This is a genomic window from Acidovorax sp. NN32, from assembly GCF_057597245.1.
Map to the genome: position 1 here is coordinate 2,235,334 of NZ_CP199679.1, position 26,586 is coordinate 2,261,919.

The 26,586-nt window shown below is 65.9% G+C and carries 25 protein-coding genes; 10 read left to right on the forward strand and 15 right to left on the reverse strand.

Features of this window, described 5'->3' with window-relative positions; all coding sequences use genetic code 11:
• Nucleotides 1-10 precede the first annotated feature (10 nt).
• Entirely contained in the window at nt 11-2,449 is a 2,439-nt protein-coding gene (locus tag ACT89O_RS10545; RefSeq protein ID WP_487262595.1) for a DUF1631 family protein, read from the forward strand.
• Between the two features lie 207 nt (nt 2,450-2,656).
• Here the strand turns inward: ACT89O_RS10545 and ACT89O_RS10550 are convergent, their stop codons facing one another.
• The 11 genes from ACT89O_RS10550 to ACT89O_RS10600 form a co-directional block, all read right to left on the reverse strand.
• Complete coding sequence (locus ACT89O_RS10550) at nt 2,657-3,979, reverse strand: TAXI family TRAP transporter solute-binding subunit (RefSeq protein ID WP_487262596.1); 1,323 nt, start codon at nt 3,977-3,979, stop codon at nt 2,657-2,659.
• 134 nt (nt 3,980-4,113) lie between these two features.
• A complete protein-coding gene (locus ACT89O_RS10555) occupies nt 4,114-4,641 on the reverse strand; it encodes an EF-hand domain-containing protein (protein WP_238385691.1) in 528 nt (175 codons plus the stop codon).
• 13 nt (nt 4,642-4,654) lie between these two features.
• Nucleotides 4,655-5,452 (reverse strand): lectin, encoded by a 798-nt coding sequence (locus ACT89O_RS10560; RefSeq protein ID WP_487262597.1) that lies wholly within the window; start codon nt 5,450-5,452, stop codon nt 4,655-4,657.
• Nucleotides 5,453-5,594: 142 nt separating this feature from the next.
• Nucleotides 5,595-6,602 (reverse strand): P1 family peptidase, encoded by a 1,008-nt coding sequence (locus tag ACT89O_RS10565; RefSeq protein ID WP_055400754.1) that lies wholly within the window; start codon nt 6,600-6,602, stop codon nt 5,595-5,597.
• A 66-nt stretch (nt 6,603-6,668) separates the two neighbouring features.
• The gene (locus ACT89O_RS10570; RefSeq protein WP_487262598.1) at nt 6,669-7,025 is read right to left on the reverse strand and encodes a copper-binding protein; all 357 of its coding nucleotides are present in this window, start codon (nt 7,023-7,025) and stop codon (nt 6,669-6,671) included.
• Nucleotides 7,022-7,561, reverse strand: coding sequence for a DUF411 domain-containing protein (locus ACT89O_RS10575; protein WP_487262599.1), 540 nt, complete (start codon nt 7,559-7,561; stop codon nt 7,022-7,024). Before ACT89O_RS10575 ends, ACT89O_RS10570 begins: the two co-directional genes overlap by 4 nt.
• A gap of 18 nt (nt 7,562-7,579) precedes the next feature.
• The gene (locus ACT89O_RS10580; protein WP_487262600.1) at nt 7,580-8,077 is read right to left on the reverse strand and encodes a cupredoxin domain-containing protein; all 498 of its coding nucleotides are present in this window, start codon (nt 8,075-8,077) and stop codon (nt 7,580-7,582) included.
• Between the two features lie 21 nt (nt 8,078-8,098).
• Nucleotides 8,099-9,481 (reverse strand): multicopper oxidase family protein, encoded by a 1,383-nt coding sequence (locus ACT89O_RS10585; RefSeq protein WP_176885613.1) that lies wholly within the window; start codon nt 9,479-9,481, stop codon nt 8,099-8,101.
• Between the two features lies 1 nt (nt 9,482).
• The gene (locus ACT89O_RS10590; RefSeq protein ID WP_487262843.1) at nt 9,483-10,934 is read right to left on the reverse strand and encodes a TolC family protein; all 1,452 of its coding nucleotides are present in this window, start codon (nt 10,932-10,934) and stop codon (nt 9,483-9,485) included.
• Between the two features lie 14 nt (nt 10,935-10,948).
• Nucleotides 10,949-11,428, reverse strand: a complete 480-nt coding sequence (locus ACT89O_RS10595) for a hypothetical protein (RefSeq protein WP_487262601.1) — start codon at nt 11,426-11,428, stop codon at nt 10,949-10,951.
• A 103-nt stretch (nt 11,429-11,531) separates the two neighbouring features.
• Nucleotides 11,532-12,014: a hypothetical protein gene (locus ACT89O_RS10600; RefSeq protein ID WP_487262602.1), complete on the reverse strand. Its 483-nt coding sequence runs from the start codon at nt 12,012-12,014 to the stop codon at nt 11,532-11,534.
• 198 nt (nt 12,015-12,212) lie between these two features.
• Between ACT89O_RS10600 and ACT89O_RS10605 the strand changes: the two genes are divergently transcribed.
• Nucleotides 12,213-15,761 carry an EAL domain-containing protein gene (locus ACT89O_RS10605; protein WP_487262603.1) on the forward strand — a complete coding sequence of 1,183 codons (3,549 nt, stop codon included), beginning with the start codon at nt 12,213-12,215 and terminating at the stop codon, nt 15,759-15,761.
• 27 nt (nt 15,762-15,788) lie between these two features.
• Here the strand turns inward: ACT89O_RS10605 and ACT89O_RS10610 are convergent, their stop codons facing one another.
• Nucleotides 15,789-16,448 carry a YitT family protein gene (locus ACT89O_RS10610; protein ID WP_121419710.1) on the reverse strand — a complete coding sequence of 220 codons (660 nt, stop codon included), beginning with the start codon at nt 16,446-16,448 and terminating at the stop codon, nt 15,789-15,791.
• A 324-nt stretch (nt 16,449-16,772) separates the two neighbouring features.
• On the opposite strand from ACT89O_RS10610, the gene ACT89O_RS10615 reads away from it, so the two are divergent.
• From ACT89O_RS10615 to ACT89O_RS10630, 4 genes are read left to right on the forward strand one after another with little or no spacing between them, the layout of a single operon-like run.
• Nucleotides 16,773-17,603 (forward strand): DUF3348 family protein, encoded by an 831-nt coding sequence (locus ACT89O_RS10615; RefSeq protein WP_487262604.1) that lies wholly within the window; start codon nt 16,773-16,775, stop codon nt 17,601-17,603.
• Nucleotides 17,600-20,026 (forward strand): DUF802 domain-containing protein, encoded by a 2,427-nt coding sequence (locus ACT89O_RS10620; protein ID WP_487262605.1) that lies wholly within the window; start codon nt 17,600-17,602, stop codon nt 20,024-20,026. The genes ACT89O_RS10615 and ACT89O_RS10620 overlap by 4 nt, the downstream gene beginning before the upstream one ends.
• A complete protein-coding gene (locus ACT89O_RS10625) occupies nt 20,023-20,682 on the forward strand; it encodes an OmpA family protein (protein WP_487262606.1) in 660 nt (219 codons plus the stop codon). Before ACT89O_RS10620 ends, ACT89O_RS10625 begins: the two co-directional genes overlap by 4 nt.
• A complete protein-coding gene (locus tag ACT89O_RS10630) occupies nt 20,675-21,268 on the forward strand; it encodes a DUF2894 domain-containing protein (protein ID WP_487262607.1) in 594 nt (197 codons plus the stop codon). The genes ACT89O_RS10625 and ACT89O_RS10630 overlap by 8 nt, the downstream gene beginning before the upstream one ends.
• 39 nt (nt 21,269-21,307) lie before the next feature.
• Here ACT89O_RS10630 and ACT89O_RS10635 read toward each other — a convergent pair whose 3' ends face one another.
• The gene (locus tag ACT89O_RS10635) at nt 21,308-22,183 is read right to left on the reverse strand and encodes a DUF3703 domain-containing protein (protein ID WP_487262608.1); all 876 of its coding nucleotides are present in this window, start codon (nt 22,181-22,183) and stop codon (nt 21,308-21,310) included.
• Nucleotides 22,184-22,186: 3 nt separating this feature from the next.
• Entirely contained in the window at nt 22,187-22,834 is a 648-nt protein-coding gene (locus ACT89O_RS10640) for a cation efflux transmembrane domain-containing protein (RefSeq protein ID WP_487262609.1), read from the reverse strand.
• A 71-nt stretch (nt 22,835-22,905) separates the two neighbouring features.
• Between ACT89O_RS10640 and ACT89O_RS10645 the strand changes: the two genes are divergently transcribed.
• The 4 genes from ACT89O_RS10645 (at nt 22,906) to ACT89O_RS10660 (ending at nt 26,177) form a co-directional block, all read left to right on the forward strand.
• Complete coding sequence (locus ACT89O_RS10645) at nt 22,906-23,367, forward strand: Cd(II)/Pb(II)-responsive transcriptional regulator (RefSeq protein WP_055393445.1); 462 nt, start codon at nt 22,906-22,908, stop codon at nt 23,365-23,367.
• 196 nt (nt 23,368-23,563) lie between these two features.
• The gene (locus ACT89O_RS10650; RefSeq protein ID WP_121506797.1) at nt 23,564-24,364 is read left to right on the forward strand and encodes an MlaE family ABC transporter permease; all 801 of its coding nucleotides are present in this window, start codon (nt 23,564-23,566) and stop codon (nt 24,362-24,364) included.
• 59 nt (nt 24,365-24,423) lie between these two features.
• On the forward strand, nt 24,424-25,461 hold the full coding sequence (locus tag ACT89O_RS10655) for an MlaD family protein (protein ID WP_487262610.1): 1,038 nt from the start codon (nt 24,424-24,426) through the stop codon (nt 25,459-25,461).
• A gap of 35 nt (nt 25,462-25,496) precedes the next feature.
• Nucleotides 25,497-26,177: a hypothetical protein gene (locus ACT89O_RS10660; protein ID WP_487262844.1), complete on the forward strand. Its 681-nt coding sequence runs from the start codon at nt 25,497-25,499 to the stop codon at nt 26,175-26,177.
• Nucleotides 26,178-26,188: 11 nt separating this feature from the next.
• Here the strand turns inward: ACT89O_RS10660 and ACT89O_RS10665 are convergent, their stop codons facing one another.
• A complete protein-coding gene (locus ACT89O_RS10665) occupies nt 26,189-26,566 on the reverse strand; it encodes a hypothetical protein (RefSeq protein ID WP_233573378.1) in 378 nt (125 codons plus the stop codon).
• Nucleotides 26,567-26,586: the final 20 nt, after the last annotated feature.

Sequence of the window (26,586 nt, forward strand, 5' to 3'; positions counted from 1 at the left end):
CCTCCCCACCATGTCCCAGACTGCTTCTCGTTCGAGAACTGTTTTCCGCGCCTGTGTCGTCAACGCCGTGCGCGGCGGCGAGGCGTTGATGCAGGAATTGGTCAAGGTCACGCAAGGGGCCCTGACGGGTGAGGAGTCTGTCGTCCGCAATATCCAGCAGCGCAATCTGGTCAGTGACAGCCTGCGCTTGCTGAACCAGCATGAAGCTGCGCTGGTCAAGGGTTATCCCATGGCCCTGCTGGAGATTTTTGCCGAAGGTCCCGCTGCCAAAGGCCGCAGTTCTGCCGAGGACACCGGCATGGACTTCGGTGAACTCTCGCTCATGGATGAGAACGAGATGCAGGCGCAGGTGGAGCTGTCCAAGGCGCAGCAATCGGCGCTGCATGCCACTGATGCGGTACTGGCCGAACTCAACACCCTCGTCAGTTCTGCACAGGGCTTGCGCAGTGTGCAACCCGAGCGCAACCCGCTGCGCCCCGAAAGTTATATCCGCGCTCTCCAGCAAGTGGTGGGAGACACTGGCGTATCGCCCGAAGTGCGCCAGCTGTGGATGCAGCACATGCGCGACCTGTTGGGTAAGCTGCTGGTGGATGAATACAAAAAAACGGCTGCCAGCCTGCGCGAACATGGTGTTCAGCCCGTGGGCTACGCGGTGCTCGGCACGCCCGGCGGCAACGCGGGTCGTGGCGGTGGTCACGGCGGCCCCGGCACCAACACCGGCATGGGTACCGGCTATGGTGGGGGTTACTCCGGCTATGGCAATTCGATGGGCGCGCCCATGGGGGACTATGGCAACACCGGCTATGGCCGTGGCATGGGGCCTTCCACTGGCTGGAGTGGCGATTCCCTGCAATCGCCGATGGCGCCTGCCGCAGAAGAAGCATTGTTGACGGTGGGCATCCTGCGCCAGATGTTGGCTGGCGGAGATCCTTTTGATCCACGCGCATATGGCGCCATGCCTTCGCAGCCGGTGGCTTTGCAGCCTGCGTGGGGTGTGCCTCCTGTCGGCGGGGTTGTGGCGGGTGCCCAACCCATGCCACAAGGCGGTGGTTACTACCCTGTTGGTGCAGCGGCCGAGGCCATCGAGGACATGGCCCAGCTCGAACGCTTGGTGGGAAGGCTCGCCAGCGGCAGCCAGGCAGCTTCGCTGTCGGCGCCTTTGACGGGGTGGCGGGGACCGGGTGTGGCTCCTGTGGTCTATGCGGCCATGCCGATGGAGGCGGCCACCCAATCCCCGGCCATGGCCATTGAGGTGGTTGGCCGCATGATGGAGAACATTTCCCAGGATGCTCGCCTTCTGCCGCCCGTGCAGAAGGCTGTGAAGAGTTTGGAGCCCGCACTCAAACAACTGGTGACACACGATGGGCGTTTTTTCACCGATGGCACCCATCCCGCGCGCCGTTTGCTGGATGAGCTGACGCAACGCAGCCTGGCGTTCACCGCAGAAGCAACGCCGGGGTTCAGCAGTTTCATGCGCTTGGTACAAGGGGCGGTGGAGCACCTGACTGCCAACGAAATCAAAGATGCAGGGCCTTTTGATACCGTGCTCAAGGCCCTGCAGTCTGCCTGGGAGACTCAGGAGCAGAAGATCAAGGCCCATCAGGAAGCGCAGCAAAAAGCCTTGCTCCAAGCGGAGCAGCGGGAAATGCTGGCCGAAAAGACTGCGGCCGACATCCGCAGGCTGCCTGATCTGGAGAACGTGCCTGCCGATGTGCTCGATTTTGCCGCCGGCCCATGGGCGGATGTGATCGCCTTGGCGCAGGTGCTCAAGGGCGGAGATGGGCAGGATGAGGACCCCGGTGGCTACCTGGCGCTGGTGCCTGTGCTGCTATGGAGCGCCCAACCCGACCTGACCCGCCAGGAACCTGAACGCCTGAACGAGGCCATTCCCGGCCTGCTGGCCAAGCTGCGCAAGGGGCTCAAGACCATCAATTATCCCGCTGTGCAGACCAGCGCCTTCTTGCAGCGTTTGGTGGGGCTGCATCAGTCTGCCTTTGAAAAGCCAGCGCCCGCACCTGTGGCGACGCCTCAGCCAGAACCCGAGCCGGTGGCCCAAGAAGCAGCCCCTGCTGAAGCGCAAGCCTCCGCTGTGGCCCCCGAGGACAGTGTTCAGGCGCCCGTGGATGCGCCCGATCCCTACGCTGACTTTGTAATTGGCGCGTGGGTCGAGCTGGTCACCAACGGCCGGGTCGTCCGCACGCAACTTACCTGGGCCAGCCCACACGGCACTCTGTTCCTTTTCACAGCACCCGATGCGAGCACGCAATCCATGACCCGGCGGATGCGCGACAAGCTGGCTGCGGACGGCTCCTTGCGGGTGGTTCCGGCAGTGTCCTCCACGGTCCGTGTTCTGGACGCTGTCTCAGCGGGGTCGTCCCGGAAGGTGACCAGCAGCGCCCCTTCCTCCAAAGTTGCCCCGTTGGGCTCCAAGTCTTCCAAGACACGCTAAGAGCGGCTCACAAAACCCAGCGCAACGGCCCTGGCTAGGCGTTACGTCGCAGGCAGTACAAACGGTACGACAAGACGCAACGACGATGCCAGGGGAGTTTTGTTAGCCGCTCTAAGTTGCGGGCGCCTTCCGGGCGCTCCAAAACACATTCGGCCGTTTACTTCGCTTGCTGCCTGCAGAAAAGAGGCGTTCAACTCAGCGGTGCACTCAAGTGCGGAGCAACTTTTTGCGCACCAGGTGAATGTGATTGCGCAGCGCGTACAACTCGTCTGCGTAGGACAACGGTACGCTCACTTTTTCAGCCTGTGCCTCCAGCGTATTGAGGGCCTTGAGCAGCTCGGCGGCGTCAATGTTGCCAGCCTCCATGTCGTTTTCAATCTCACGAAGCCGGCCATACCAGCGGAAAACGCGTGATCGCACCCTGAACTGGTACAGCGGCGGCACGACGCGCGACAGCGGGAGCATGATCGCCAGCAAAATGCCCAGTACCAGCCACATGCGCTCAATCAGGTTTGCCATCCAGAACGGCAGGTAGCGTTGCAGCATCGGCACCGGCTCGTTCATGGCCCTGTCGCCTTCCTTGGCAATCGGAAGTTCGCTATTGCGTGAGTTGGGGAACTCGCGGGCCCGGTTGAACCAGCCCGATCCACCGTGCAGTTTCTGCGCGTTCTGCGCAAACAGGGTGAGCAGGGCAGGGTGCGTGGCATCGCGCGCCAGCAGCGAGGTGGTGGATGCCACCAGGCGCACATCCCGCGTGGGCACGTTGGCCGCCAGGTCCACCACGCCGCGCGGCAATGTGACCGGAGTCAGGAACGGAAACCGCCGCGCATAGGCCTCGTGCTGGGCAAAGTCCAGCAACTGCACGCCGGGTGTCTGCAGCAGCATCTGCACCATCAGGGATTCGGGGGCCGAGGCGAACACCAGCGCATCAAGTCTGCCCGCCAGAAATTCCACGGTGGCTGGCGTCTGCTCCAGCCGGGACATTTGCACCGCACCAGGCGCCACCTTGTTGGCGTCGAGCAGACGCTCCATCAACTTGGGCACGCCACTACCGTCCGAGCCTACATTGACCCGCCAGCCACGCAACTGCCGCAGGCTGTCGATGCGCGGCGTGTTGTACACACGTTCTGCAGTCTCCGCACGGTAGAACAGCCACACGGGCTCCACAAAGAGGCTGCCCAGAGACACCAGCTCGTCGGCATCATCGGGTTGCAGTTCGGCCGTGCCACCCTGCACAAACGCCACATCGGCCTTGCCCTCACGCAACAGCTGCAGGTTGTGCGAAGAGCCATCGCTGGGCAGCAACCGGACTTCGATGCCGTCCACCGCCAACGCCTTCTGGTAGCGCTTGCCAAACTCCTCGTAAGCGCTTTGCGCCGGGCCTGTGGCCAGCGTTACGGTTTTGGGTGGGTTGGGGTTGAGCCACCAGTACGCCAGGACCAGCAGTCCCACCGCCAGAAACGCGAGAGGACCGGCCGACACGATCAGATCGCGCAGAGAAAGCAGGGTATTGCGGAAAGCCTGGGACATGGAATAAGTGCTGAACATGGGGTGGAGCAACCACGAGGCCTCTGCGACCATCCGAGGCCCCGTGGTTGTTCATGTGGCTGTGGCGTACGCCCTCCAGGCACATGGGGCCAGGAGCGACAAGGAGTTCCTGAGATCTATGGCTTGCTGCCGCGCCGCTGGCGCTCGTAAGCCACACATTCCGAAAGGGAGAGCTGGTCGTCCTGATCGGTATCCGCCGCGTCGAAATAGGCCATGCGGCTTTCAACGACTTCCTTGAACGACAGCTTGCCGTCGCTGTCCGTGTCAACGGCTGCAAGTCGCTTCAGGCGGCCTTTGCCCATGCGCGGCACCTGGGCCAGGTCGGAGAGCTGGACATGGCCTGTCGCATCGGGCGAGAGGTTGTGCCAGCCTTGCACGATGTCCCGGTGAAACTCCTCCAGAGACACCTTGCCGTCGTGGTTCAGGTCAGCAGACGAGCAGATCGCCTGGAGCCGGTTGGCGCGCGATGGTGCTGCTGGCTTCTGGGCCGTGGTGGTCACCTTGGGTGGGGATGTGGGGGAAGACACCGGGGCATCCGCTGCCTGCGCGGCGGATGCACATGCCAGAGCGAAGGTGCCTGCCGCTGCTGCACTGCACAGCAAGCGCATGGTGCGCAGAGCGTGTGGGGTTTGGGTTGTGATCATCATTGGGTCCTCCTTACCACCACCAGCGTTGGCTGGGACTGCGGTTGCAGGGCCAGACCATGGTGTGTGCGCCCTGGCGGACCCGGCCATCCTCCACGTCCAGGCATTTGCCGGTGAGCTGGCTCACGATCTGGCCGCCCCGGGTGGCCCAGCTTTGGCTGCGCGAGCCCGAGCACGACCACAGCACCACCCGTGCGCCATCGCGCGGGTCGCCACGGTCCACGTCCACGCACAGGTCGCGTACCCGGATCTCACCCCCGCGCCCCACAGCAAACCGCTGGGACGCGGTGCCGTTGCATTCATACACCTGCAATGTGGTGCCTGGCTGGAACTTGCCACCCCGCACGTCCAGGCACAGGCGGCCGTCCACGCGGACTTCTCGCCCCCAGTCGCCACCTTGGCCGGGATAGTCCGGGTACTCGGGTCGCCGGTCGTTTTCGTGCCGGTTGTGGTTGGCCAGCAGCGCAAGGCCCGCGATGGCGGCCACCGCGGCCACAGCTGCGCCAGCGTTGGACCCACTGCTGTTGCCAGAGGCGTAGCTGCGGGTAATCTGGAAGCGGCCGCCACACCCCCCGTTGGTCCACAGTTCCCGGTTCGTCAGGTCATAGCCCCAGGTGCGATTGAAACGGCAAGCCCCCTGTGTCTGTGCGCTCAGGTCCACCTGTGTGGTGTCGTCCGGCAGGCGATAGGACGTGTAGCCACCGTTGGATTGCAGGTCCACGAACTGGTCCTGGGCGATGGCGGCTTGGGTATTCAGGAGCAAAGGCAGGCACAACAACCAGCTGTGCCGCAGACGGTTTAGGTCTTTCATGAATTCTCCTTGTCGCGATTGATAGGGTGGCAAGACTGGCGCGTGGGGGCCGCAGTGCGCTCCGGGCGTGTTCTGGCGCCTGAGCCCTGCGCGCGGTGTGGGCATCATATGGGCTCATGGGCGATGGCCCCATGACCATTGTTTACCCCAACTCACCAGCCCACGGCAAGTACAAACCTTCCGCCGTGGTGATGGACCGCGCCGCGCGTGCAGCGCGTGCCGTGGCAATGGCCGTGGCCTCGGCTGCCATGGTGGCCAGCACCATCATGCCCAGGCTTTTGCCTGCGCGGCCAGTGCCCAGGCTGAAGAGCGTGTCGCCGTCGGACATGGTGTGCACCGGGTTGATGCTGCGCGCCAGGCCGTCGTGGGCGGCCACGGCCAGGCGGTGGGCCTGTACCTTGGTGATGACGGCGTCGGTGGCCACCACGCCGATGGTGGTGTTGGTGCCCGCCAGCAGGGGCTGGGGCGGGTCGCCGCGCAGCAGGGCACGGCGCGTGTCGCGCAGGCGCAGGCCGTCGTCGGTGCGGGCGCCTGCAATCACTTGTGCGGTGTCGGGGTCGATCACGTCACCCAGGGCGTTGCAGGCGATGAGTGCGCCCACCGTCACGCCATCCACCGTGACAGAGGCGGTGCCAATGCCGCCCTTCATCGCGCGCTGGATGCCGAAGATCTTGCCCAGTGCCGCACCCGTGCCCGCACCTACATTGCCCTCGGCCGGGTCGGCGGTGGATGCCGCATCGCACGCCGCGTAGCCCGCCGCAGCGTCGGGGCGAATGTGCATGTCGCCCACCAGCAGGTCAAACAACACGGCAGCAGGCACGATGGGCAGGCGGCCCACGGCCACATCGAAGCCGATATTGCGCTCTTCCAGCCAGCGCACGGCGCCAGTGGCGGCATCCAGCCCCCAGGCGCTGCCCCCGGCCAGCATGATGGCGTGCACCTTGTCCACCAGGTTGGAGGGGTGGAGCAGGTCCGTCTCGCGGGTGCCGGGTGCTGCGCCGCGTACATCCACACCGGCCACGGCGCCTTCGCGGGTGATGATGACGGTGCAGCCCGTGGGACGGCGGGTTTCGGTGAAGTGACCGACCTCGATGCCCGCCACGCGGGTGATGCTGCCAGCGCTGCCGGCCAGAACGTGTTGAGAACTCATGGCCGTCGATTATGGTGCCCGGGCGCACCAGCTGGTTTGTGCGACGTCAGTCGGCCGGCAGGGGGCTCACGGGGCCTTTTCGATCTGCTTGACGTGGTAAGCGCCATTGACCTGCTCTGCCCGAAAGCGCACCTTGTCGCCCGGTTTCAAGTCACCCACCACGCTGGCGTCCGCCACGCGGAACACCATGGTCATGGGCGGCATTTCCAGGTTCTTGATCTCGCCATGCTTCAAGGTGAGGCGCAGTGTGCGCGGGTCCCAACGGGAGATTTCGCCTTCGCTCAGTTCCGCTTGCGCCGCCGACGGGGCCGGATGGTGGCTGTTGTGGCTATCGGAGGCTGCAGCGGTGGGGGCTTGCGCCAGAGCGGGCCCTGCGCCCAGGAGAAGCAGGCTGGCGACCAGTGGGATGTAAAGGATTTTCATGTCGATGCCTTCTTGTTGTAGCTTTTGAAAACACGGGTGCTGCCGTCGCGCGCCACCAGCAGCACGTCGTACGGGTCACGCCGGTCGCCATACGCAGGGCCGTCCATGCCGGGCGAGCCCACGGGCATGCCAGGCACCGCCAGGCCCAGGGCCTTGGGCTTTTGCTGCAGCAGCGCGCGCACGTCGCTGGCAGGCACATGGCCTTCCACCACATAGCCGCCGACGAGGGCGGTGTGGCACGAGCCCAGCTTTTGCGGCAGGCCCAGCTGTGCGCGCACGGCGTTGTTGCCGGTGGCGTGCACCTTCACGGCAAAGCCGTTGGCTTGCATGTGGTCCACCCAGTCCTGGCAGCAGCCGCAGTTCGGGTCTTTCCACACCTCCAGCGGTGTAGGGGTGTTGGTGGCTGCTCGGGACAGGCCGGGCAGCAGGGCGACGGCCACACCCGCACCCAGCAAAGGCAGTGCGGTGGTGAGCCATTGGCGTCGTGCAGGGTGGGCTGCGGTGGATGCGGAGCGTGGATTGCGTGAGTTGGTCATGGCGTGTCTCTCCTGGCGTTATGGGTTGCGCGGCAGCACAGTGATGGTGCCGGTCATGCCGGCCTGGTAGTGGCCGGGGATCAGGCAGGCAAAGTCAAAACTCCCGGCGCGGTTGAAGTGCCACACGATGTCACCGGTCTTGGCCGCCGCCACGTGGGCCATGTAGGGCTCGTCATGTTCCATGCCGGGGTGCTTTTTCATCATCTCGGCGTGCTGGTCCAGTTCGGCCTTGGTGCCGATCACGATCTCGTGCAACACCTTGCCTTTGTTCTCGGCACGCAGCCGCACGGTGTCGCCCTCACGCACTTCGATGTGATTCGGCGCAAAGCGCATGTCGTCGGTCATGCGGACGGTGATGGTGCGGCGCACGGCCTTGGCGTCGCCTGCGATGCCCCAGTCCTTTTGCTCCTTGACCACCGGGCTGTTCGATGCGGTGTGATGGGCGTTTTCATGGCCAAAAGAGGTGCTAGCGCTTATCCATAAAGCGCAAGCAGCTATCAATTTAATAGTATTCATGGTGTGTGCTGATGGGGAGGTTCAGTGCTGGTGGCCGCTGGCAGCGGGCTTGCGTGCGCTCGCTGCGCCGGGCGCGGTGCCTGGGGTGTCTGCGCGGGCGGGGCGTGGTGTGCTGGCGGGGGCACCCTGCCATTCGTAGGCCACCGTGCCCGCAGGTTGCTTGAAGTCGCCCGGGTCGCGGTAGTCGCCCGCAGGCTGGTCGGCGCGCACCTTGAGCGTGGTGAACATGCCGCCCATCTCCAGCGGGCCAAAGGGGCCGGTGCCGGTCATCATGGGGAAGGTGTTGTCGGGCAGGGGCATCTCCATGGCACCCATGTCGGCCATGCCGCGCTCGCCCATCACCATGTAGTCGGGCACGATCTTCTGGATCTTGCCCACCAGGCCCCGGTGGTCCACGCCGATCATGGTCGGCACGTCGTGCCCCATGGCGCCCATGGTGTGGTGGCTCTTGTGGCAGTGCAGGGCCCAGTCGCCCAGTTCGTCGGCAATGAACTCGACCTGCCGCATCTGGCCCACGGCTACGTCGGTGGTCACCTCGGGCCAGCGCGCACTTTTGGGTACGGGGCCGCCGTCGGTGCCGGTCACTTCGAATTCGTGGCCGTGGATGTGAATCGGGTGGTTCGTCATGGTGAGGTTGCCGATGCGCATGCGCACGCGCTCACCCTGCCGCGCCACCAGCGGGCTGATGGCGGGGAACACGCGGCTGTTCCAGCACCAGATGTTGTGGTCCAGCATAGTGTTGACCTTGGGGGTCATGCTGCCGGGCTCCACGTCAAAAGCGTTGAGCAAAAACGCGTAGTCGCGCTGCACCTTGGCGATGTGCGGGTGCGCGGCCTTCGGGTGGGTGATCCACAGGCCCATCATGCCCATGGCCATCTGCACCATCTCATCGGCATGCGGGTGGTACATGAAGGTGCCGGGGCGGCGCGCCACAAACTCGTACACAAAGGTCTTGCCGGGCTGTATGGCGGGCTGGGTGAGTCCGCCCACGCCGTCCATGCCGTTGGGCAGGCGCTGGCCGTGCCAGTGGATGGTGGTGTGCTCGGGCAGGCGGTTGGTGACGAAGATGCGCACGCGGTCGCCTTCAACCACCTCGATGGTGGGGCCGGGGCTCTGGCCGTTGTAGCCCCACATGTTGACCATGAAGCCGGGCGCCACCTCGCGCACCACGGGTTCGGCCACCAGGTGGAACTCCTTGACGCCTGCGTTCATGCGCCAGGGGGCGGTCCAGCCATTCAAAGTGACCACCGGGTTGTAGGGGCGGCCCGTGGGCGGGTGCAGCGGCGGCGCGGTGTCGGCGCTGGACTGCATGGCGGGCTCGGGCAGCGCGGCCAGGGCCACGCGGCTGACGGAGGCTGCGGCCACGGCCGTGGCGGCGCCGGAGAAGAAATTGCGGCGGTTCATGTCAGTGGCCTTGTGGGGTGGTGGAGGCTGCGGCGCCCGATGCGAGGCCCTGCAGGGCGCCTGGCGATGTGCCAGTGAGTGCGAGCTGCAAATCGGTCTCGGCCAGCCAGAAGTCGCGCTGTGCTTCGATGGCGTTGGCCACGGCCTGGGTGCTGTTGCGCGCTTCGGCCAGCATGTCCCACACACTGGCCAGCATGCCGTTGTAGCGCAGGGTGGTCTCGTCGCTGATGAGCTGGCGCAGGGGTACCACCTCAGCCTGCTGCTGGCGTGCCAGGTCGAGCGCGGTGCGGTAGGTGAGCCAGGCGGCGCGCACCTCGCTGCGGGCGCGCACGGCGGTGTCCTGCAGCTGGGCGGCACTTTGCTCCACCTCGGCCTGGGCGCGGGTACGGGCTGCGCCGCCCCAGTCGAACAGGGGCAAAGGCAACTCCAGCTCCCAACCCCGCGTGATCTCGCGGTGGCCGCCATCCCGCTCGGTGGTGGTGTTGCGGCTATAGGCCAGGCCGATGTCGCCAAACACGGCGCCTGCGCGGCTCCAGCCCTGCCGGGTGGCCTGGGTGTCGAGCTGGCGGCGGGCTGCCTGCACATCGAGCCGTTCGCGCAGCGCGGTGGCTTCGATGCCTTCCGCGGGCAGGGCGCTGGCGGGCAGGGGCGGCAGCTGGTTGGCCAGCTGGTACTGCGTTTGCAGCCCCCACACGCCCATGCGGCGGTTGAGCTGCTCGCGTTCGGTGGCTGCGGCAAGGCGGGCGCGGGCGCGCTGGCGGGTGGCCTCTTGCAGCACGGCCTGCTCGCGGGCCTGCTGCAGTCGGCTCCAGTTGCCCACCTGCACCATGCGGCGGGCCAGCTCGGCCCCGGCCTCGGCCGCCTCGACCATGCGGTCGTGGGTGGCGGCTATTTGCTCCGCGGCCACGGCACGCAGCCAGGCGCGGCGGGTGTCGGCGGCAAGCGTCACCACGTCCTGCGCGGCTTGCAGCGTCGCGATCTGCAGGCGCTCGGCTTGGCGCGCGGTGCGCCAGGGCAGGGTGATGAGGTCAATCAGGCTGAAGGCCAGGGTGCGCTCGATTTCGCGCTCGTGGCTGTTGGTGAATCTCCCTAGTGCAAGGTGCGGGTTGGGCAGCGTGATGGCCTGCACGCGCTCAGCGTCGGCCACGCCCAGTGCGGCCAGGCGGGCTTGCAGGCCGGGGTTGTGGAGCAGGGCAATGCGCACGGCAGCGTCTTGTGTCAAGGGCTGTGCCAGCCAGCCTTCGACGGATTTTTCCGCAGAGGCGCGGGCGGCAGGGTCTGCTGCAGGCAGGCTCGCTTGCACGCCCCCGGTGCGGCCCGCAGCGAGAGTGGCGACGTCACCGCGCAGGCCATCGGGCGAGACACTGGCGCAACCGGCCAGTACGGCTGCAGCGGCCAGCAGGCAAAGGCGCGGAGACAGGCGTGGGGAAAGGTGTGGAGAAATGTGCGGCATTTGGGCGGGGAGGTTCATGGCTTGCCTCCCGGTGCGTGGTGGCGTTGGTGCATCGGCGTGGGTGAAGCGGACTGGCCGTTGCTGCTGCTGCTGCTGCTGCTGCTGCTGTTGCCGTGGTGCCCGTGGTGATGACTGTGGGGGCTTTTGTGCCCTTCGACGGTGGACGGGGGTGTGGCGGGCTGGGCGCTCTGCCGAGCCTCCCAGGCGACGATGTCGGCATGCCCCCTGGGAAAGGCAGCCACCGCCTCGTGCGCCTCGCGCCATGGCTGGGGCGATGGGGTCGCGCCGGGCAATGGGGGTTGTGGGACGAGGGCGGGGTGGGCTAGTGGAGCCGTCGGGGCCGCAACATGGGCAGCGTCGGCAGCCGGTGCCAGAGGATGGCTGGGGGTGGGAACAATGCCCTGGGCCAGCGAAAGCAGCGGTGCCAGCAGCACAAGGCAGACGGTTCGCGGGGGTGATGAAGCGGGATACGGAAATGAAGCAGGCGCGCGCATGGCGATCTCCAGACAACGGACGAAAAAGGTGTTGCGCTACCGCCCGGGCCACCCTGTTTCAGGGGCGCTCAGGCTGGGGCAGACGCACTTCGGGCGTTGGAGATCAGGCGATGGGTGGTTTGATGGTCAGTGCGGGAGGCGCACTGTCAAACCGTGCAGACGCCGTGGGCAGCGCGGTGCCCGGGCGGCGGAGAGCGCAGGACGCTGCCGGGGCGGCGTCGAGCATTGCCGAATGGCAGATTTCGCAGGCGGAGCATGCGGCAGAGTGGTGATCGTGTGCAGCACACCCCACCAGTTCACCATCACTCGCGGATGCCGCAGCAGCATGCACGGCATGGTCATCGTGATGGGCGATGGCGTGATCGCCTTCCTGCATTTCTGCAGCCATGGCCTGTGCGGCCTGGTCAGTCGTGTGCTCTTGTGAAGTCGCGTATGCCGCTTCGGCTGCCACCAGGTGGCTGTGCTCCTGCGCATGCGGCGCGCTAGCAGGAAGCAGGGGCGGCAAGACCCCGGCGGCCATGGCGGTGCCAGTAAGTCCCCGCAGGACCAGCACCACCATCAACACGAAATAGAGGCCGCGACGCATGTCCCAATGATACGGCGGCACGCCTCAAGGTTCCCAAAAGGTTACATCTCCGGCCCCCGGGCCCTTGGGCGGCCACCAGGCACTGCGGGCAAATGGGGGTGCAGATGTAGGGCGGTTCGGCTTACGATGTAACAATGCGTTCGGTGCATCTCCTGGCCCTGCGGTGCCTGGAATGACTGTGCAAGACGAAAGGTCGGTATGCCTTCCTGGCTGGTGGGAACCTGGAGTACGTTGTCTGCGCGAATCCGCTGGCTGGTTCTGGTGGCGACCCTGCCCGCCGTGCTGCTGGCGGTTTACCAGGCACGGTCGCACCGCATGGACGCCATTGCCGCCGCAGAGAACCAGGCTTTGGGCACGCTGCGGGCCGTGGCAGCCAGCCAGCAGCGCCTGATTCAGAACACCCGCGATTTTCTGCAGAAGCTTGCGGCCATGCCCTCGGTGCACCGGCCGGCGGAACCCGAGTGTGGAAGGTACCTGGCCGAGGTGCTGTCGCTCAACGCCACTTACGTCAACATTGGTGTGCCACAGGCCAGTGGCGATCTGCTGTGCAATGCCCGCCCGTTGAAGGCGCCCGTGAACGTGGCGAACCGGCCCTATTTCCAGCACGCCATCACCACCCGGGAGTTCTCGGTGGGGGCTTTTCAGATCGACCGGGCTGCCCAGATGGCGAGCGTCAATTTTGCGGTGCCTGTGGTCCCGCCGGGCAGCCAGGAGGTGGTGGGCGCTGCAGTGGCCGTGGTGTCGCTGGAATGGTGGAGCCTGCGGCTTGCCGATTTGGGCCTGCCACCCGGGGCTGTGGCGCGTGTGACCGACGCCGATGGGCGCGTGGTGGCGCGTTTCCCGCCCGACGGGGCCGAACTCGGAACCCAGTTGGCCGACGCAGATTTCAGCGCGGCGCTGCAGCGCTCTGCCGAAGGGGTGCTTCAGCGCAGCAATGCGGCCGGATCACACCAGTTGATGGTGTTTCAGCCGCTCATAGAGTCGGGAGGGAAAACGGTTGCCACCATGAGTCTGGCTGTGCCACTGGACCAGCTCTACGCCACCGCCAACCGCAACATGTGGACCGAGGTGGCCTTCTTGCTGGCTGGCCTTGCGCTGTCTTTCCTGCTGGCCCAGCAGGGCGTGCGGCGGGGCGTGATGAAACCATTGCGGCGCCTCTTGGACGCCACCGACGAACTGGCCCAGGGCCGTTATGCCCCCCAGCCCCTCGCCACCGGCCTGGCAGAGTTGACCGAGTTGGGTCAGCGTTTTGACCGCATGGCGCTTACGCGCCAGAGCGCCGAGGCCCAGTTGCGCCAGAGTGAGGAAAACCTGTCCATCACGCTGCATTCCATTGGTGATGGGGTGGTGGCCACGGATGCGCAGGGCCATATCACACGCATGAATGCAGTGGCCGAACGCCTGACAGGCTGGCCGTTGCCCGAGGCACGGGGCAAGCCGCTGACGGACGTGTTTCGCATCGTCAATGCCAGCACGCGGGAGCCGGTGGTCGATCCGGTGCGGATGGTGGTGGCCAAGGGCGAGGTGGTGGGGCTGAGCAACCACACGACCTTGCTCGCGCGGGACGGTGCCGAATATCAGATTGCGGACAGCGCGGCGCCCATTCGCAATGCGCAGGGGCAGATTGTCGGTGTCGTGCTGGTGTTCAGCGACGTGACCGAGGCCTACCGCGTGCGCAAGCAACTGGAAGACAACGAAGCGCGCTTTCGCACCCTGACCATCTTGTCATCTGACTGGTACTGGGAACAGGACGCCCAGTTCCGCCTGACCCATGTGGACGGAAGCGACAAAGACCGTCTGCTGCAGGAGGCGGCCGCGTACATGGGCAAGACGCGCTGGGAGTTGGCTGGCCCTGGGGTGAGCGAAGCCCGCTGGCAGGAGCACCGCGAGCTGCTGGAACGCCATCAGGAGTTCCGCGATTTCGAGTTCCAGCGCAAAGACCGTTCGGGCCAGCTGCACTGGCTTTCGGTGAGCGGCACACCCATTTTTGACGTGAACGGGACATTTTGCGGTTACCGGGGCGTGGGCAAGGACATCACGGCGCGCAAGCGCGATGAAAACGAGCTGCGCATTGCGGCCATTGCGTTTGAGTCGCAGGAGGGCATGATCGTCACCGACCGAGAGACCGTCATCCTGCGCACGAACAGGGCCTTCACCAAAATTACGGGCTACAGCGCGGAAGATGCGGTGGGCAAGCGTTCCAGCCTTCTCGCGTCGGGCCACCATGACAAGGCCTTTTTCGACGCCATGTGGGGCAGCCTCTCGGACACCGGTGAATGGAAAGGCGAAATCTGGAACCGCTGCAAAAGCGGGGCGGTCAACCTCCACTTCATGGGCATCACAGCCGTCACGGACGATGGGGGCGAAGTCACCCACTATGTCGGCACGCTCAGCGATATCACCCAGCGTGCCCAGGCCGCGCGCGAGATCGAGCATCTGGCCTTTTATGACCCGCTGACACACCTGCCCAACCGCCGCCTCATGCTGGACCGTCTGCAGCAGGCGTTTGCCACCAGTGCGCGCACCGGCCTGCATGGCGCGCTGTTGTGCCTCGATCTGGACCACTTCAAGACCCTGAACGACACACTGGGCCATGACATGGGCGATGTCTTGCTGCAGCAGGTTGCGCAGCGCCTGTCGGGATGCGTGCGTGAAGGTGACACCGTGGCCCGCTTGGGCGGTGATGAGTTTCTGGTGCTGCTGGAAGACCTGGATGCGCTTGGCACCGACGCGGCTGAGCAGGCCCAGAATGTGTCCGAGAAAATACTTGCCGCCCTGAACCAGCCTTACCAGCTTGCCTTGCACCATGTGCACAGCACGACCAGTGTGGGAACCGTGCTGTTCAGCGGCCAAAGCCAAACGGTGGAAGACGTCGTCAAACACGCCGACCTGGCCATGTACGCCGCAAAAACAGCGGGGCGCAACGCGATCCGGTTCTTTGATCCGATGATGCAGGCGGCGGTCTCTGCCCGTGCTGCACTGGAAAACGACCTGCGCACTGCGTTGGCTGCGGGGCAGTTTTTGCTGCACTACCAGATTCAGGTGGGCTGTGGTGTACGCCCTGTCGGGGCCGAGGCGCTGATCCGCTGGCAACACCCGGAGCGCGGCATGGTCCCCCCTTATGAGTTCATCCCTTTGGCCGAAGAAACGGGGCTCATACTGCCCATAGGCCTGTGGGTGTTGCAGACCGCGTGTGCTCAGTTGCGCCGCTGGCAGGGCAACCCCGCCACAGAACAGCTGCAGTTGTCCGTGAACGTGAGCGCGCGGCAGTTCCGGCAGCCCGATTTCATGGAGCAGATTCGCACCGTGTTGCTGCAAACCGGTGCGCGGCCCGACCGTTTGAAGCTGGAACTGACGGAAAGCCTGGCGCTGGACAACGTGGACGACACCATCGCGAAGATGAACGCATTGCGCGCCCTGGGTCTGCGGTTTTCTCTGGACGACTTTGGCACGGGGCAGTCATCGCTGTCCTACCTCACGCGTCTGCCGCTGGACCAGCTCAAGATCGACCAGAGCTTTGTGCGCAACATTGGCATTCAGCACACCGATGCGCTGATCGTGCAGACCATCATCGGTATGGCGCAGAGCCTGGGAATCGACGTGATCGCCGAAGGCGTGGAGACGGACGCGCAGCGGGCGTTTCTGGAAAAGCACGGCTGCACGCTCTTTCAGGGTTACCTGTTCAGCCGCCCGGTGCCTATCGGGGTGCTGGAACAGTACCTGCAGGCACGGGCAGCCTCTGTTTGAGTTCTGGCCCGTGTGTTCTGGCCCGGCTTACACCGCCATGTAGCGCCCGGGCCGATGGTTCATCGCCAGGACCAGGTTGAGCGCCACGGCCCCGGCAATGGACCAGGCAACGCGCAGGGGTTCCACCGTCCACAGCGCCAGCAGCACGATGCAGCAGTCCACCGCCATCTGGATCTTGCCGGCGCGCCATCCGTACCGGTCTTGCAGGTACAGCGCGGCAATGCCCACGCCCCCCAGGCTGCAACGGTGGCGAAACAGCACCAGAAACCCCGTGCCCGTGATCAACCCACCTGCCACGGCCGCATACAGCGGCTGCAACTGCGCAAACTCCAGAAATTGAGTCTGCAGTTCGGTCAGCAGCGACAACAGCAGCACGGCAATAAACGTCTTGACCGTAAATGCGCGTCCCAGCTTGCGCAGGGCCAGCCAGTAAAAGGGCAGGTTCAGCACAAAGAAAATCTTGCCAAAGCCGATACCCGTGGCGTAGTGCAACAGGAACGCAAGGCCTGCGGTTCCCCCGGTCAGCAGGCCTGCGCTGGTGAAAAAAGCAACCCCTACGGAAATGAGCAGCACGCCGGTGAAGATGGCCACAGCATCTTCCGTGAGCGTGTGCGGCACCACCACAGGAGCGGCCACTTGCGCAGGGTTTGGCAGGGAAGGGGCGTGGGGTGCAGGCGGGTTGGACATGGTGAGCGCAGGCGGGCAGGGCGGCGGGTGCCGGTCAGGGGAAAGAGTCGCAGATTGGACCATGCAAGCCCTGTGCCGGACTTGTCCGCCATCAAGAAGCGGCGTGTCTGTGGGGGCTCGGTCCTGGAAAAACTGACCCGCTCCTTGGCTGTTTTTTGGCCGATTCTTGCAATCTGCTTTAGATGTAACACCTGCAACGCACAGCGATGTGGGGCTGGGGCGGCAGCGTTCCTGCGAAAATAGCGGGCTTTGCCCATTGCGGGGACCTGCTCCCTGACGCCCGCCACCCATCGGGGGGGGCGGTGCCATGGACGCCTCAGATTGATGTACCAGCCCCACCGACTCAACAGCTCCAGACTTGTGCTTTTGCTCCAGCAATGGACGCAGCCACAAGGTGGATCGGCGCGCCAGGATGTGGCGGAGCAACTCAGCCAGTGGCTCAGTACCGTGGATGCGGTCAAGCTCAGCCGGGCGCTGCATGCTCTGGAGTCCAGCCAAACCCCGGCTGTCACTACGCTGGGGCGGGGGACGGTGGATGTGCGCGCATTGCAGGCCAGCCTTCAGTCCACCCGGGCCGAGTTGACGGACTTGGTCACGGCCAAGGCCGCGCCTGCCAAACCCGTGCGCGAGCGTGCCGACAACACCCCTGTCGACGGCCCGGACCCCGAGGCCGGGGCAGATTTTGCAGTCCACGCGGCGCGTTATCTGGCGCTACAAAAGCAGATGGATGCCAGACTGGCTGCCTTGCGCGCGCTGATTCGGCAGAGCTTGTCGATGGGCCCCGAGGGCCTGCGTCGGCTGGCCCTGCTGGATGCGGTGATGGACCAGATGCTGGGTGCGCGTGAGCAAAGGCTGTGGGCGTCGCTACCCGGCCATCTGGAGCGGCGCCTGTCCCATCTGCGCGCAGCCCACCAGCAGCAGCTGGAGGCTGCAGGGCGAGACGATGAGCCGCAGCGTTGGGCGCTGCCGGGCGGTTGGTTGTTTGCCTTCGAGCAGGACCTGCGGGCGCTGCTGCTGGCCGAGCTGCAGGTGCGGCTGGAGCCCCTTGCTGGTTTGCTGGAAGCGGCGCAGAGCCATGACTCCCATCGCCGCACCACCCACCGTCCCCCCACAACCACGAAGACCTCGGAACGGGTAACAGGAATGATCGAATGAACAAGAGTGTGATGGCCGCCATCTTTGCGGTGGGCCTGGCGGTGGTGGGCTGGGTGGGATGGGGGTTTGTCGGGTCGAGCCCTCTGGCGCTGGCCATGACGGTGGTGATTGCTGCCGTCTACGTGGTGGGAGCCTATGAGCTGATGCAGTTCCGGGCCGCGACTTCGTCGCTGTCCATTGCGCTGGCCGGGCTGGGGCAGCAGCCCCTGGTGGACCTGGGTGGTTGGCTGGAGCGCCTGCATTCGTCCTTGCGCAACCCGGTTCGCCAGCGGATCGACGGGGAGCGTGTGCCCCTGCCGGGGCCTGCGCTGGCGCCGTACCTGGTGGGGCTCCTGGTCATGCTGGGCATGCTGGGCACCTTCCTGGGCATGGTGGTCACCTTCAATGGCGCGGTGTTCGCACTGGAGGCCTCGTCCAGCTTGGAGTCTATCCGGGCGGCGCTGGCCGCGCCCATCAAGGGGCTGGGTCTGTCGTTTGGCACCTCGGTGGCCGGGGTGGCAGCGTCGGCCATGCTGGGGCTGATGTCCGCCCTGTGCCGCCGCGAACGGCTGGCAGCGTTGCGCACGCTCGATGCCCGCATCGCCAGCGAGCTGCGCCCCTTCTCGGCGGCCCACCGGCGCCAGGAAATGTTCGAGGCCCTGCAGGCCCAGGCGCAGGCCATGCCGCTGATTGCAGAGCGCCTGCAAGGCCTGATGGAAGGGCTGGAGCGCCGCCACGAGCAGTTGAACGGCCAACTGCAAGACCAACAGCAGGTGTTTCACCGCGAGGCGGCAGCGGCCTACACCCAGCTGGCCACCACCGTGGGGGCATCCCTGCACGACAGCCTGGGCGCCAGCGCCCGCATGGCGGGTGAGACGATCCGCCCTGTGGTGGAGCAGGCCATGGCAACGCTGGCGCAAGAGGCTGAGCGCTCGCACCAGCGGCTGCGCGAGGCCACTGGCGTGCAGATGCACGCCCTCACGGCCCAATGGGAGGGCACGGCCCGCCAGGTGGCGGACACCTGGACGGAGGCCTTGGACCGTCACACGCAGACGCAGGACCAGCAGGCGGTGCAGTTGGGCAGCGCGCTGCAGTCCATCACGCAGACGCTAGAGCAGCGCACCACGAAGCTGCTAGCCACGTTGCAAGAGACTGTGGCCCAATCACAGGCGGCCCAACTGGCGGCCGACCAGCAGCGCCTTGCGGGCTGGAGCCTGTCCATGGAGGGCATGGCCAGCACACTGGCGGAGCGATGGCAACAGGTGGGCGAGCAAACCGCACAGCACCAGCAGGGCGTGTGCCTGGCGCTGGAAGGCGCTGCCACCCAGCTCGACCAGTCGCTGCAGACGGCATCGCAGGCCTTCGAGCAGCGCACCACGACGCTGCTGGCCTCGCTGGAACAGACGGTGGAGAAAACGCAGGCCGACCAGGCAGTGGCGGATCAGCAGCGCCTTGCGGGCTGGAGCCGGTCCATGGAAGGCATGGCCAGCCGACTGGCGGAGCAATGGCAGCAGGTGGGCGAGCAAACGGCGCAGCAGCAGCGCGGCGTATGCCAGGCGCTGGAGAGCGCTGCGGCGCAGCTCACCGAGCGCATGACCGAGCAGGTCCACCAGGCCCTGGGCGGTGCCGCCCGGTTGATGGACCAGTCGGACGCACTGTTGCACACCCGCATAGAGGCCGAAGCCCGATGGGCCGACACCCAGGCCCAGCGCATGGATACGCTCGCGGGCGTGTGGCGCACGGAATTGGTGGCGCTGCGGGATGCCGAGGCGGCACGCGGCCAGGCCGCAGTGGAGCGGCTCGATGCGCTGCAGGCCGCTGTGGCCGGGCACCTGGCCACGCTGGGTTCTGCGCTGGAAGCCCCGCTCACGCGATTGCTGCAGACGGCGTCGGATGTGCCGCAGGCCGCGGCTGAGGTGATCACCCAGTTGCGCCAGGAGATGACCCACCTGAGCGAACGCGACAACGCGGCCCTGGCAGAACGCACGGCCATGATGGAGCAACTGGGTGTGTTGCTCCAATCGGTGAACGAAGCCGCCGGGCAGCAGCGTGCGGCCATTGAATCGCTGGTGGGGTCTGCGGCCTCGGTGCTGGAGCAGGCGGGGCAGGAGTTTGCCCAGGCGCTCGGCGCGCAGGCGGGCAAGGTCGATGAAGTGTCGGCACACGTGGCCGCCAGCGCGGTGGAGCTGTCGAGCCTGGGTGAGTCCTTTGGCCACGGCGTGGAGTTGTTCACGGCCAGTAACGAAAAGCTGATGGACAGCCTGCAGCGCATCGAAGGCGCCATTGGCCAGTCCATGAGCCGCAGCGATGAGCAGCTGGCCTACTACGTGGCACAGGCCCGCGAGGTGATCGATCTGAGCATTTCTTCGCAGCAGGGCATTGTGGAAGACCTGCGCCGCCTCAACGGGCAGATGGCCGCAGCGGTGCAGGGAGTCGCCGCGTGACCGGCCTGGACGACACGCTGGACGATGCCACCGAACAGACGGCCCCGGTGTGGGCCGTGTTCGGCGACCTCATGGCGGGCTTGCTGGGTGCGTTTGTGCTCATTCTGGTCGGCGTGCTGGTGGTGCAGATCGACCTGGTGGCCAGCCTCAAACAGGAAGTGGAAAAGCGGCAGATGGAAGAAAAGCGCCGCATGGCGCTGGAAAAAGCACTGGCGATTCCGCTGGCCAGCGGCCGCGTCACGGTCAATGAAGGCCGTATCGGCATCAGCGGCAGCGTGCTGTTTGCGGCGGGCTCTGCCGAGTTGCGCCCTGAAGGCCGGCAACTGCTCCAGAGCCTGGTGCAGCCGCTGCAGGTGTACCTGCGCGAACGTGACGAGATGCTGATGGTGAGTGGCTTTACCGACAACACCACGCTGCTGCAAGGGCGCCACCAGCGTTTTGCCGACAACCTGGAGCTGTCGGCCCAGCGCGCGTTGACCGTGGCCCGCGCCCTGATCGAAGAGGACATGCCCTCGTCCCAGGTGTTTGCTGCGGCCTTTGGCGCCGAGCAGCCGGTGGCCGACAACGCCGACGAAAAGGGACGGGCACAGAACCGCCGCGTGGAGATGGCCCCCGTACCCCGCGCTGCCCAGGCCAAGCCCGCCCGCAATGAGTGAGCCGACCCTGGAGTCCCTGCGGGCCGAAGGCGCGCAGCACCACGACCCGGTGCGCTTTCGGTATCTGGAGGTGCTGGCCGCGCGCCTGCCTGCGCAGCCCCCCGCCGTACAGCAGGTGCTGGCCCGCAGGCTGCAGGCCGCCTTGGTGGACTACGCCAGGCGCACCCGGACACCTCCCCGCCAGCCACTGGCCGCCACAGCGCCAGCCGGTGCACCATCTGCACTGGCGCAACTGAACCGCGATCTCAGTACCCGCGCCCAGGCCGACGCAGACAGCGTGCTGGTGGGCGGTGGCGCCAGTGTGTCGGACATGAAGAGCGTGCGCCGCTTCAGCGAAGTCTGGTCCAAAATTGCTGCGGAACAGCAGGTGGCCCAGGCCTTCACGCGTGGGCCGGAAAACGCTGGGCCGTTGAATGCGCACCGTCTCATGCTGCGCTCCCTGGCCTTGATGCGGTCCCTGTCGCCGGACTACCTGCGGCATTTTTTATCGCAGATGGACAGCCTGCTGTGGCTGGAGCAGGCCGCTGCAAAGCCAGCCAGGGCACCCCTCAAGCCAGGTCGCGTGGCTCGCTCCTCCAAGTACTGAGTGCGCAGGCTGCGACTGGGGGAGCCGGGTGCGCAGTTTTCAGACGCCGTGGTCGTCGGGTTGCACGGGGCGGATCGCTGTTTCCTCCAGCGCCTGGTCCATCAGCACAGTGACTTCTGCCGCTGGCACCATGGGCCGGAAAGCACTCACGTGGGAGCGCCCGATGTTGCCCAACGGCAGCCGCGCCAGCAGGTGCCCCAGGGGCACCAGGGCCAGCCGCAGCAGCTGGCCGGTGGCCTCGCGCGCATCTCCCAGTGCGAGGGCGTAGCGCAGCATGGCGGTGTGTGACCGCCAGTGCAGGGTCAATGAGGTCTGCCCCAGCACGTGGGCGGCCTCCAGCCAACGCCAGCGCTGGGTGGGGGGCGCGTCAGGCTGGCGTGCAAAGCTGGCCAGCAGGTGGTTGAACGCGGCGCGCCTGTGTAGCGCGGTGGGGGCGGAGCCCCCGGCGGCATGCCGCGCGGCCAGTTGGCGCCAGCGCCTTTGGCGGTGCCGGTAGAACACCTGGGCAAACAGGGTGCTCAGCGGTGTCATCAGCCTGGGCAGGTGGCGCGCAACCACCTCGATGTCATCGGTGTACAGCGTGCGGCCATCGGGCAGGGGCTGCAGGGTGATGCGGTGGTCCCAGCGACGCATGAGCACGCCTTCTCCGTTGTCGCGCAGCGTGGGCCAGCCGCCCCTTTGTGCAGCCGGCTCGATGGAGATGCGCACGGTCTGGGGGCCCATGGGCAAAACGCCCAGCAACCGCATGTGCAGCGCCAGCTCGCCGGGCGCCCAGTGCGTGGGCCATTCCGTGCCCCGTGCGGGGTGAAACTGGATGAGCGGCGCGGTGATGTGGCGGAACACGGCGGTGCTTTGCAGCTGCGCAGCCACCCATTCAGGCGGGGCGCTCAACGGAGTCGATAGGTGCACGCGCATGGATCAGTGCCCTTGCGGTTGTGGCTGTGCGGTGGTGCTGGCCAGCTCTTGCCGCGCGTGGCGTATCACGCTCCAGCCGCCGCTGATGGCCAGGCCTGCCATGACGGCCGCCACCGCCAGATCGGGCCAGGCGGTGCCGGTGCCCAACACGCCCAGGGCAGCGCCCATCACCGCCAGGTTGCCCAGCGCATCGTTGCGGGTGCACAGCCACACGCCGCGCATGTTGGCGTCGCCCTCCCGGTAGGCATAGAGCAGGGCGGCTACGCCCAGGTTGGCCGCCAGCGCCAGCAGGCCCACGCTGCCCATGGTGAAGGGCTCGGGCGGTGTGCCTTGCCACGCACCCCAGGCCACGCGCCCAATCACGAACATGCCAAACGCCAGCATGCTGGCCCCCTTGACCAGGGCGGCGCGCGCGCGCCAGGTGAGGGCCATGGCCAGCACCCACAGCGACAGGCCGTAGTTGGCGGCATCCCCCAGAAAATCGATGGCATCGGCCAGCAGCGATGCCGAGCCCGACTGGGTACCCGCCCCCAGCTCCACCGCAAACATGGTGGCGTTGACGACAAGCGCTATCCACAAGATGCGGCGGTAGCGCGGGGCGGCGGCGGCAGGGCCAGTGGCGCAATGGTCGTCGTGGCAGTGGGCAGACATGGGGGGTTCTCCGTGCAGTTTTGAAAGCGATGGCATGATTGGAAACCTTGAAGTCACTTGAAGGTCAAGCCATGGATCAGAACGCTGTGCAGTTTCGCATTGGTGAGGCCGCCCTGCAGTCCGGGGTGTCTGCCGCCAACATCCGCTACTACGAGAAGGAGGGGCTGTTGCCCCCCGGCGTGCGGGGCGACAACAGCTACCGCCTGTACAGCGGCGCGGACGTGCACCAGCTGCGCTTCATCCGCCTTTGCCGGGCCATGGACATGTCTCTGCATGAAGTGCGCACCCTGTTGGCACTGGACTGGAGCCGCAAAGAAGACTGTGACGCCGCACGCGACACACTGGATGACCATCTGCAGCATGTGCGTGCCCGCCTGGCAGAGCTGCAGACCCTGGAGGCCGACCTGCTCGCGCTGCGCAACCGCTGCGATGGGACAGATGCCCACTGTCACATCATCGAAGCCCTGCACGCGCGTGCGGATGCGCAGCCCGCTGTGCCGTTCGCCACCGCTGCGGCAAAGCGGCATGTGTAGCCCGGTCTGCCGTGGGCGCTTGCAAGCACCAGCTTTCGCAAGGATGTGAGTAGCTGTTTCTTCTGCGTTTGAAAATGCTATAAAAATAATAGCTGTTTGCGCTTGTCTATCAAGCGCTAGATGCCAAAAACATCGAAAAATTTCTATGGCAGTCCACCGTCAACGCTCTCTGTGAGTGCCCCGCTATGATCCGACCATGATTTCGCGCTTGCCCGGCCTCTCCCTGCCCGAACGTGTGTGGAACACCGCGCGGCGCTGGGCGGTCGCCTGGTGGCGCATCTTGTATCTGGGGGCGGTGGTGCTGGTGCTGGTGTTGTCGCCGTCCAGCTATGGCAAGGGCACGCGCAAGGCGCTGGCGCGCCACCTGTATCTCGACACCGCCCCGGTGCTGCTCGGCTTTACGGTGCTGGCTGCCCTGATCAGCCTGGTGCTCACGCGCATCGTGGTGGTCACGGCGCTCAGCTATGGCCTGTCGCGCTATGCACTGGAGATGGTGATCCGCGTGCTGGTGCTGGAGCTGATCCCGCTCACGGCGGCGCTGTTCGTGGCCATGCGCTGCACCATCCCCAATGGCTCGCAGATCACGCGCCTGCGGCAAACCGGACGGTTCGATGCGCTGCGCGCCCATGGCTCGGACCCGGTGCGCATCGAGCTTCTGCCGCGCGTGATCGCTGGAGTGTTCGCCTGCATCACGCTCGCCGCGCTCAGCTGTGTGGTGGCCCTGGTGCTGGCGTACCTGGGGGTGTATGGTTTCAACTTGGCGGGGCTGCCCAGCTACACCCGCATGTTTGGCCAGGTGTTCACGCCCAGCGTGACGATGGTGTTCGCGCTCAAGACCGTGTTCTTCAGCCTGGCCGTAGCGCTGATCCCCATGGCGGCAGGCCTGTACGACACGGGCGATCGCACCCAGCCCGATTCAGAGCTGGGCGGCCTGGCCCGCATGTTTGCCGTGCTGCTGATGATCGAGGTGGCCTCGCTCATGGGCAACTACTACTGACCGATGTCTGCTGACACCCGACTACCCCATCCCTTTACGGCGACCCACCTTCCGGCACCATGAACGACGAGAACCACAACGCCCGCCAAACGCCGCCCCCAGGGCCAGCCCCGGCTTCTCCTGCCACCGACGTGGCGCCCGTGGAAACCCTGCGCCCGGTGGCTTACCTGGAGATCAAGGCGGCGGCGTTGCTGCTGTTCACGTTGGCCCTCATCGTCGGGTCGGGCCTGTACCTGCTGTATGCGCGTGGTGCGTTCGAGCCCACGCAGACCCTGGTGCTGACGGCCGACGACTCTGAAGGCGTGGTGGTGGGCATGGACATGACGTTCTCGGGTTTCCCCATTGGCCGCGTGCGCCGCATCGAACTGGCCGAAACCGGCAACGCCCGCATCATCGTGGACGTGCCCCGCAAGGACGCGCACTGGCTGCGTGAATCCAGCGTGTTCACCCTGGTGCGGGGCATCGTGGGTGGCACCAATATCCGCGCCTACACCGGCATGCTGAACGACAAGCTCCTGCCCGATGGTGCCGTGCGCCCCGTGCTGCGTGGCGACGCCACCGCCGAAATCCCGCAGCTCATGGCCTCGGCGCGCGAACTGCTGTCTAACCTCAATGCGCTCACGGCGCAGGACGCTGCCCTGGGCAGCAGCCTGACCAATGTGCAGGCGCTCACCGAACGCCTCAATGGCCCTGGCGGCATGCTGGGAGTGCTGATGGGCAATGAGGCCGACGGGAAGAAAATTGTTGCCACGCTCGACCGCACCAATGCCCTGCTGGCGCGCCTGGATGGCATGGCGGCGCGGGCTGACAAACAGGTATTTGGTGCCGAAGGCAGCAAGGAAGCGCTGGTACCTGAGGTGCGCGCCACCGTGGCCCAGCTCAATGGTTTGTTGGCCGACACCCGCACCAGCCTGAAAAAGGTGGACGCGGTGCTGGTGGAGGCCCAGGCCATTGGCGCCAATGCCCGCGAAGCCACCACTGACCTGGGGGCCTTGCGCGCCGAGGTGGAAAGCAATCTGCGCAAGGTGGAAAGCCTGGTCAACGAAATCAACCGCAAATGGCCTTTTGCGCGGGATACGGAACTCAAGCTGCCATGAAGCCCTTTTCAGTTTCTGCATTCCCTTCGAAGCCCATGCACCTGGCCAGGCCACTGCGGGTGTCATTGCTGGGAGCTGTGGTCGTTGCGGCGGCGTTGTTGTCAGCATGCTCCAGCAAACCTCCCGTGCCCGACTGGCAGATGAACGCTCAAGGCTCAGCCCAGAAGGCCCTCGAAGCCTATCTGTCGGGCAACCCCCGCGTCGAGCAGCTCGAATGGGACCGCGCCAGGGCTGAAGTGGCCCGCACGGGCCGCCCAGACCTGCTGGCCCGCCTGGAACTGATGCGCTGCGCCGCGCAGGTCGCCAGCTTGGTACCTGGCCCCTGCGAGCGCTTTGAACCACTGCGCGCCGACGCCGCCGCGCCCGAGCGCGCTTATGCCGACTATCTGGGGGGGCGAGTACAGCCCCAGGACGTGGGCTTGCTGCCCGAAGCGCAGCGCAAGGTAGCTGCATCGGGCGATGCATCTGCATTGCCCGCTTTGGAAGACCCGCTGTCGCGCCTCGTGGCGGCTGGGGTGCTGTTTCAGTCGGGGCGTGCCAGCCCGGCGGTGATCGCTATCGCTGCTGACACAGCCTCTGCCCAGGGCTGGCGCAGACCGTTGATGGCCTGGCTCAGTGTGCAGGTGCAACGCACTGAAGCTGCGGGCGACCAGCAAGCCACTGCAGCGCTGCGTCGGCGCATTGCCATCGTGGAGCAGGGTGCGCCGCAGCGCTGAGGCGCGAACGGCTAGCGCAGGCGTGCCTGCAATTGCGTTTCGATGTGTTCCCGCTCCAGCGCAAACTGCTGGGCGGTGATCTCATTGGCTTCGTATTTGCGGGCGGTGGATAACAACAGCACCGTGTTTTCCAGGCGCGTGTCTTGTTGCAACGAGGGCGGCAGGGCGGTCAGGCGGTCAAAACTCTGCTTGTAGAGTTCGCTCCAGCTCAGCGCCCCGGCCTGGGCCTGGGCGCGCGCACCGTCATGCCAGCGCGCGAATTCTTCAAGTGAGCCATCCCTCGGGCTGGTGCATCCCCCCATCGCCACCAGCAGCGCTGTCGCCGCCACAGGCCACGCGAAGAAGCGAGCAGAAAAAAGGCTTGCAGAGATTCGAAAACGTGTGGTCACGATCGTCCTCCATTCTGGAT

What these genes read in the sequence shown, in the direction of transcription:
- ACT89O_RS10545 (WP_487262595.1), top strand. Translation starts at nt 11, where the DNA reads ATGTCCCAGACTGCTTCTCGTTCGAGAACTGTTTTCCGCGCCTGTGTC.
- ACT89O_RS10550 (WP_487262596.1), bottom strand. Translation starts at nt 3,979, where the DNA reads ATGTCCCAGGCTTTCCGCAATACCCTGCTTTCTCTGCGCGATCTGATC.
- ACT89O_RS10555 (WP_238385691.1), bottom strand. Translation starts at nt 4,641, where the DNA reads ATGATCACAACCCAAACCCCACACGCTCTGCGCACCATGCGCTTGCTG.
- ACT89O_RS10560 (WP_487262597.1), bottom strand. Translation starts at nt 5,452, where the DNA reads ATGAAAGACCTAAACCGTCTGCGGCACAGCTGGTTGTTGTGCCTGCCT.
- ACT89O_RS10565 (WP_055400754.1), bottom strand. Translation starts at nt 6,602, where the DNA reads ATGAGTTCTCAACACGTTCTGGCCGGCAGCGCTGGCAGCATCACCCGC.
- ACT89O_RS10570 (WP_487262598.1), bottom strand. Translation starts at nt 7,025, where the DNA reads ATGAAAATCCTTTACATCCCACTGGTCGCCAGCCTGCTTCTCCTGGGC.
- ACT89O_RS10575 (WP_487262599.1), bottom strand. Translation starts at nt 7,561, where the DNA reads ATGACCAACTCACGCAATCCACGCTCCGCATCCACCGCAGCCCACCCT.
- ACT89O_RS10580 (WP_487262600.1), bottom strand. Translation starts at nt 8,077, where the DNA reads ATGAATACTATTAAATTGATAGCTGCTTGCGCTTTATGGATAAGCGCT.
- ACT89O_RS10585 (WP_176885613.1), bottom strand. Translation starts at nt 9,481, where the DNA reads ATGAACCGCCGCAATTTCTTCTCCGGCGCCGCCACGGCCGTGGCCGCA.
- ACT89O_RS10590 (WP_487262843.1), bottom strand. Translation starts at nt 10,934, where the DNA reads ATGCCGCACATTTCTCCACACCTTTCCCCACGCCTGTCTCCGCGCCTT.
- ACT89O_RS10595 (WP_487262601.1), bottom strand. Translation starts at nt 11,428, where the DNA reads ATGCGCGCGCCTGCTTCATTTCCGTATCCCGCTTCATCACCCCCGCGA.
- ACT89O_RS10600 (WP_487262602.1), bottom strand. Translation starts at nt 12,014, where the DNA reads ATGCGTCGCGGCCTCTATTTCGTGTTGATGGTGGTGCTGGTCCTGCGG.
- ACT89O_RS10605 (WP_487262603.1), top strand. Translation starts at nt 12,213, where the DNA reads ATGCCTTCCTGGCTGGTGGGAACCTGGAGTACGTTGTCTGCGCGAATC.
- ACT89O_RS10610 (WP_121419710.1), bottom strand. Translation starts at nt 16,448, where the DNA reads ATGTCCAACCCGCCTGCACCCCACGCCCCTTCCCTGCCAAACCCTGCG.
- ACT89O_RS10615 (WP_487262604.1), top strand. Translation starts at nt 16,773, where the DNA reads ATGTACCAGCCCCACCGACTCAACAGCTCCAGACTTGTGCTTTTGCTC.
- ACT89O_RS10620 (WP_487262605.1), top strand. Translation starts at nt 17,600, where the DNA reads ATGAACAAGAGTGTGATGGCCGCCATCTTTGCGGTGGGCCTGGCGGTG.
- ACT89O_RS10630 (WP_487262607.1), top strand. Translation starts at nt 20,675, where the DNA reads ATGAGTGAGCCGACCCTGGAGTCCCTGCGGGCCGAAGGCGCGCAGCAC.
- ACT89O_RS10635 (WP_487262608.1), bottom strand. Translation starts at nt 22,183, where the DNA reads ATGCGCGTGCACCTATCGACTCCGTTGAGCGCCCCGCCTGAATGGGTG.
- ACT89O_RS10640 (WP_487262609.1), bottom strand. Translation starts at nt 22,834, where the DNA reads ATGTCTGCCCACTGCCACGACGACCATTGCGCCACTGGCCCTGCCGCC.
- ACT89O_RS10645 (WP_055393445.1), top strand. Translation starts at nt 22,906, where the DNA reads ATGGATCAGAACGCTGTGCAGTTTCGCATTGGTGAGGCCGCCCTGCAG.
- ACT89O_RS10650 (WP_121506797.1), top strand. Translation starts at nt 23,564, where the DNA reads ATGATTTCGCGCTTGCCCGGCCTCTCCCTGCCCGAACGTGTGTGGAAC.
- ACT89O_RS10655 (WP_487262610.1), top strand. Translation starts at nt 24,424, where the DNA reads ATGAACGACGAGAACCACAACGCCCGCCAAACGCCGCCCCCAGGGCCA.
- ACT89O_RS10660 (WP_487262844.1), top strand. Translation starts at nt 25,497, where the DNA reads ATGCACCTGGCCAGGCCACTGCGGGTGTCATTGCTGGGAGCTGTGGTC.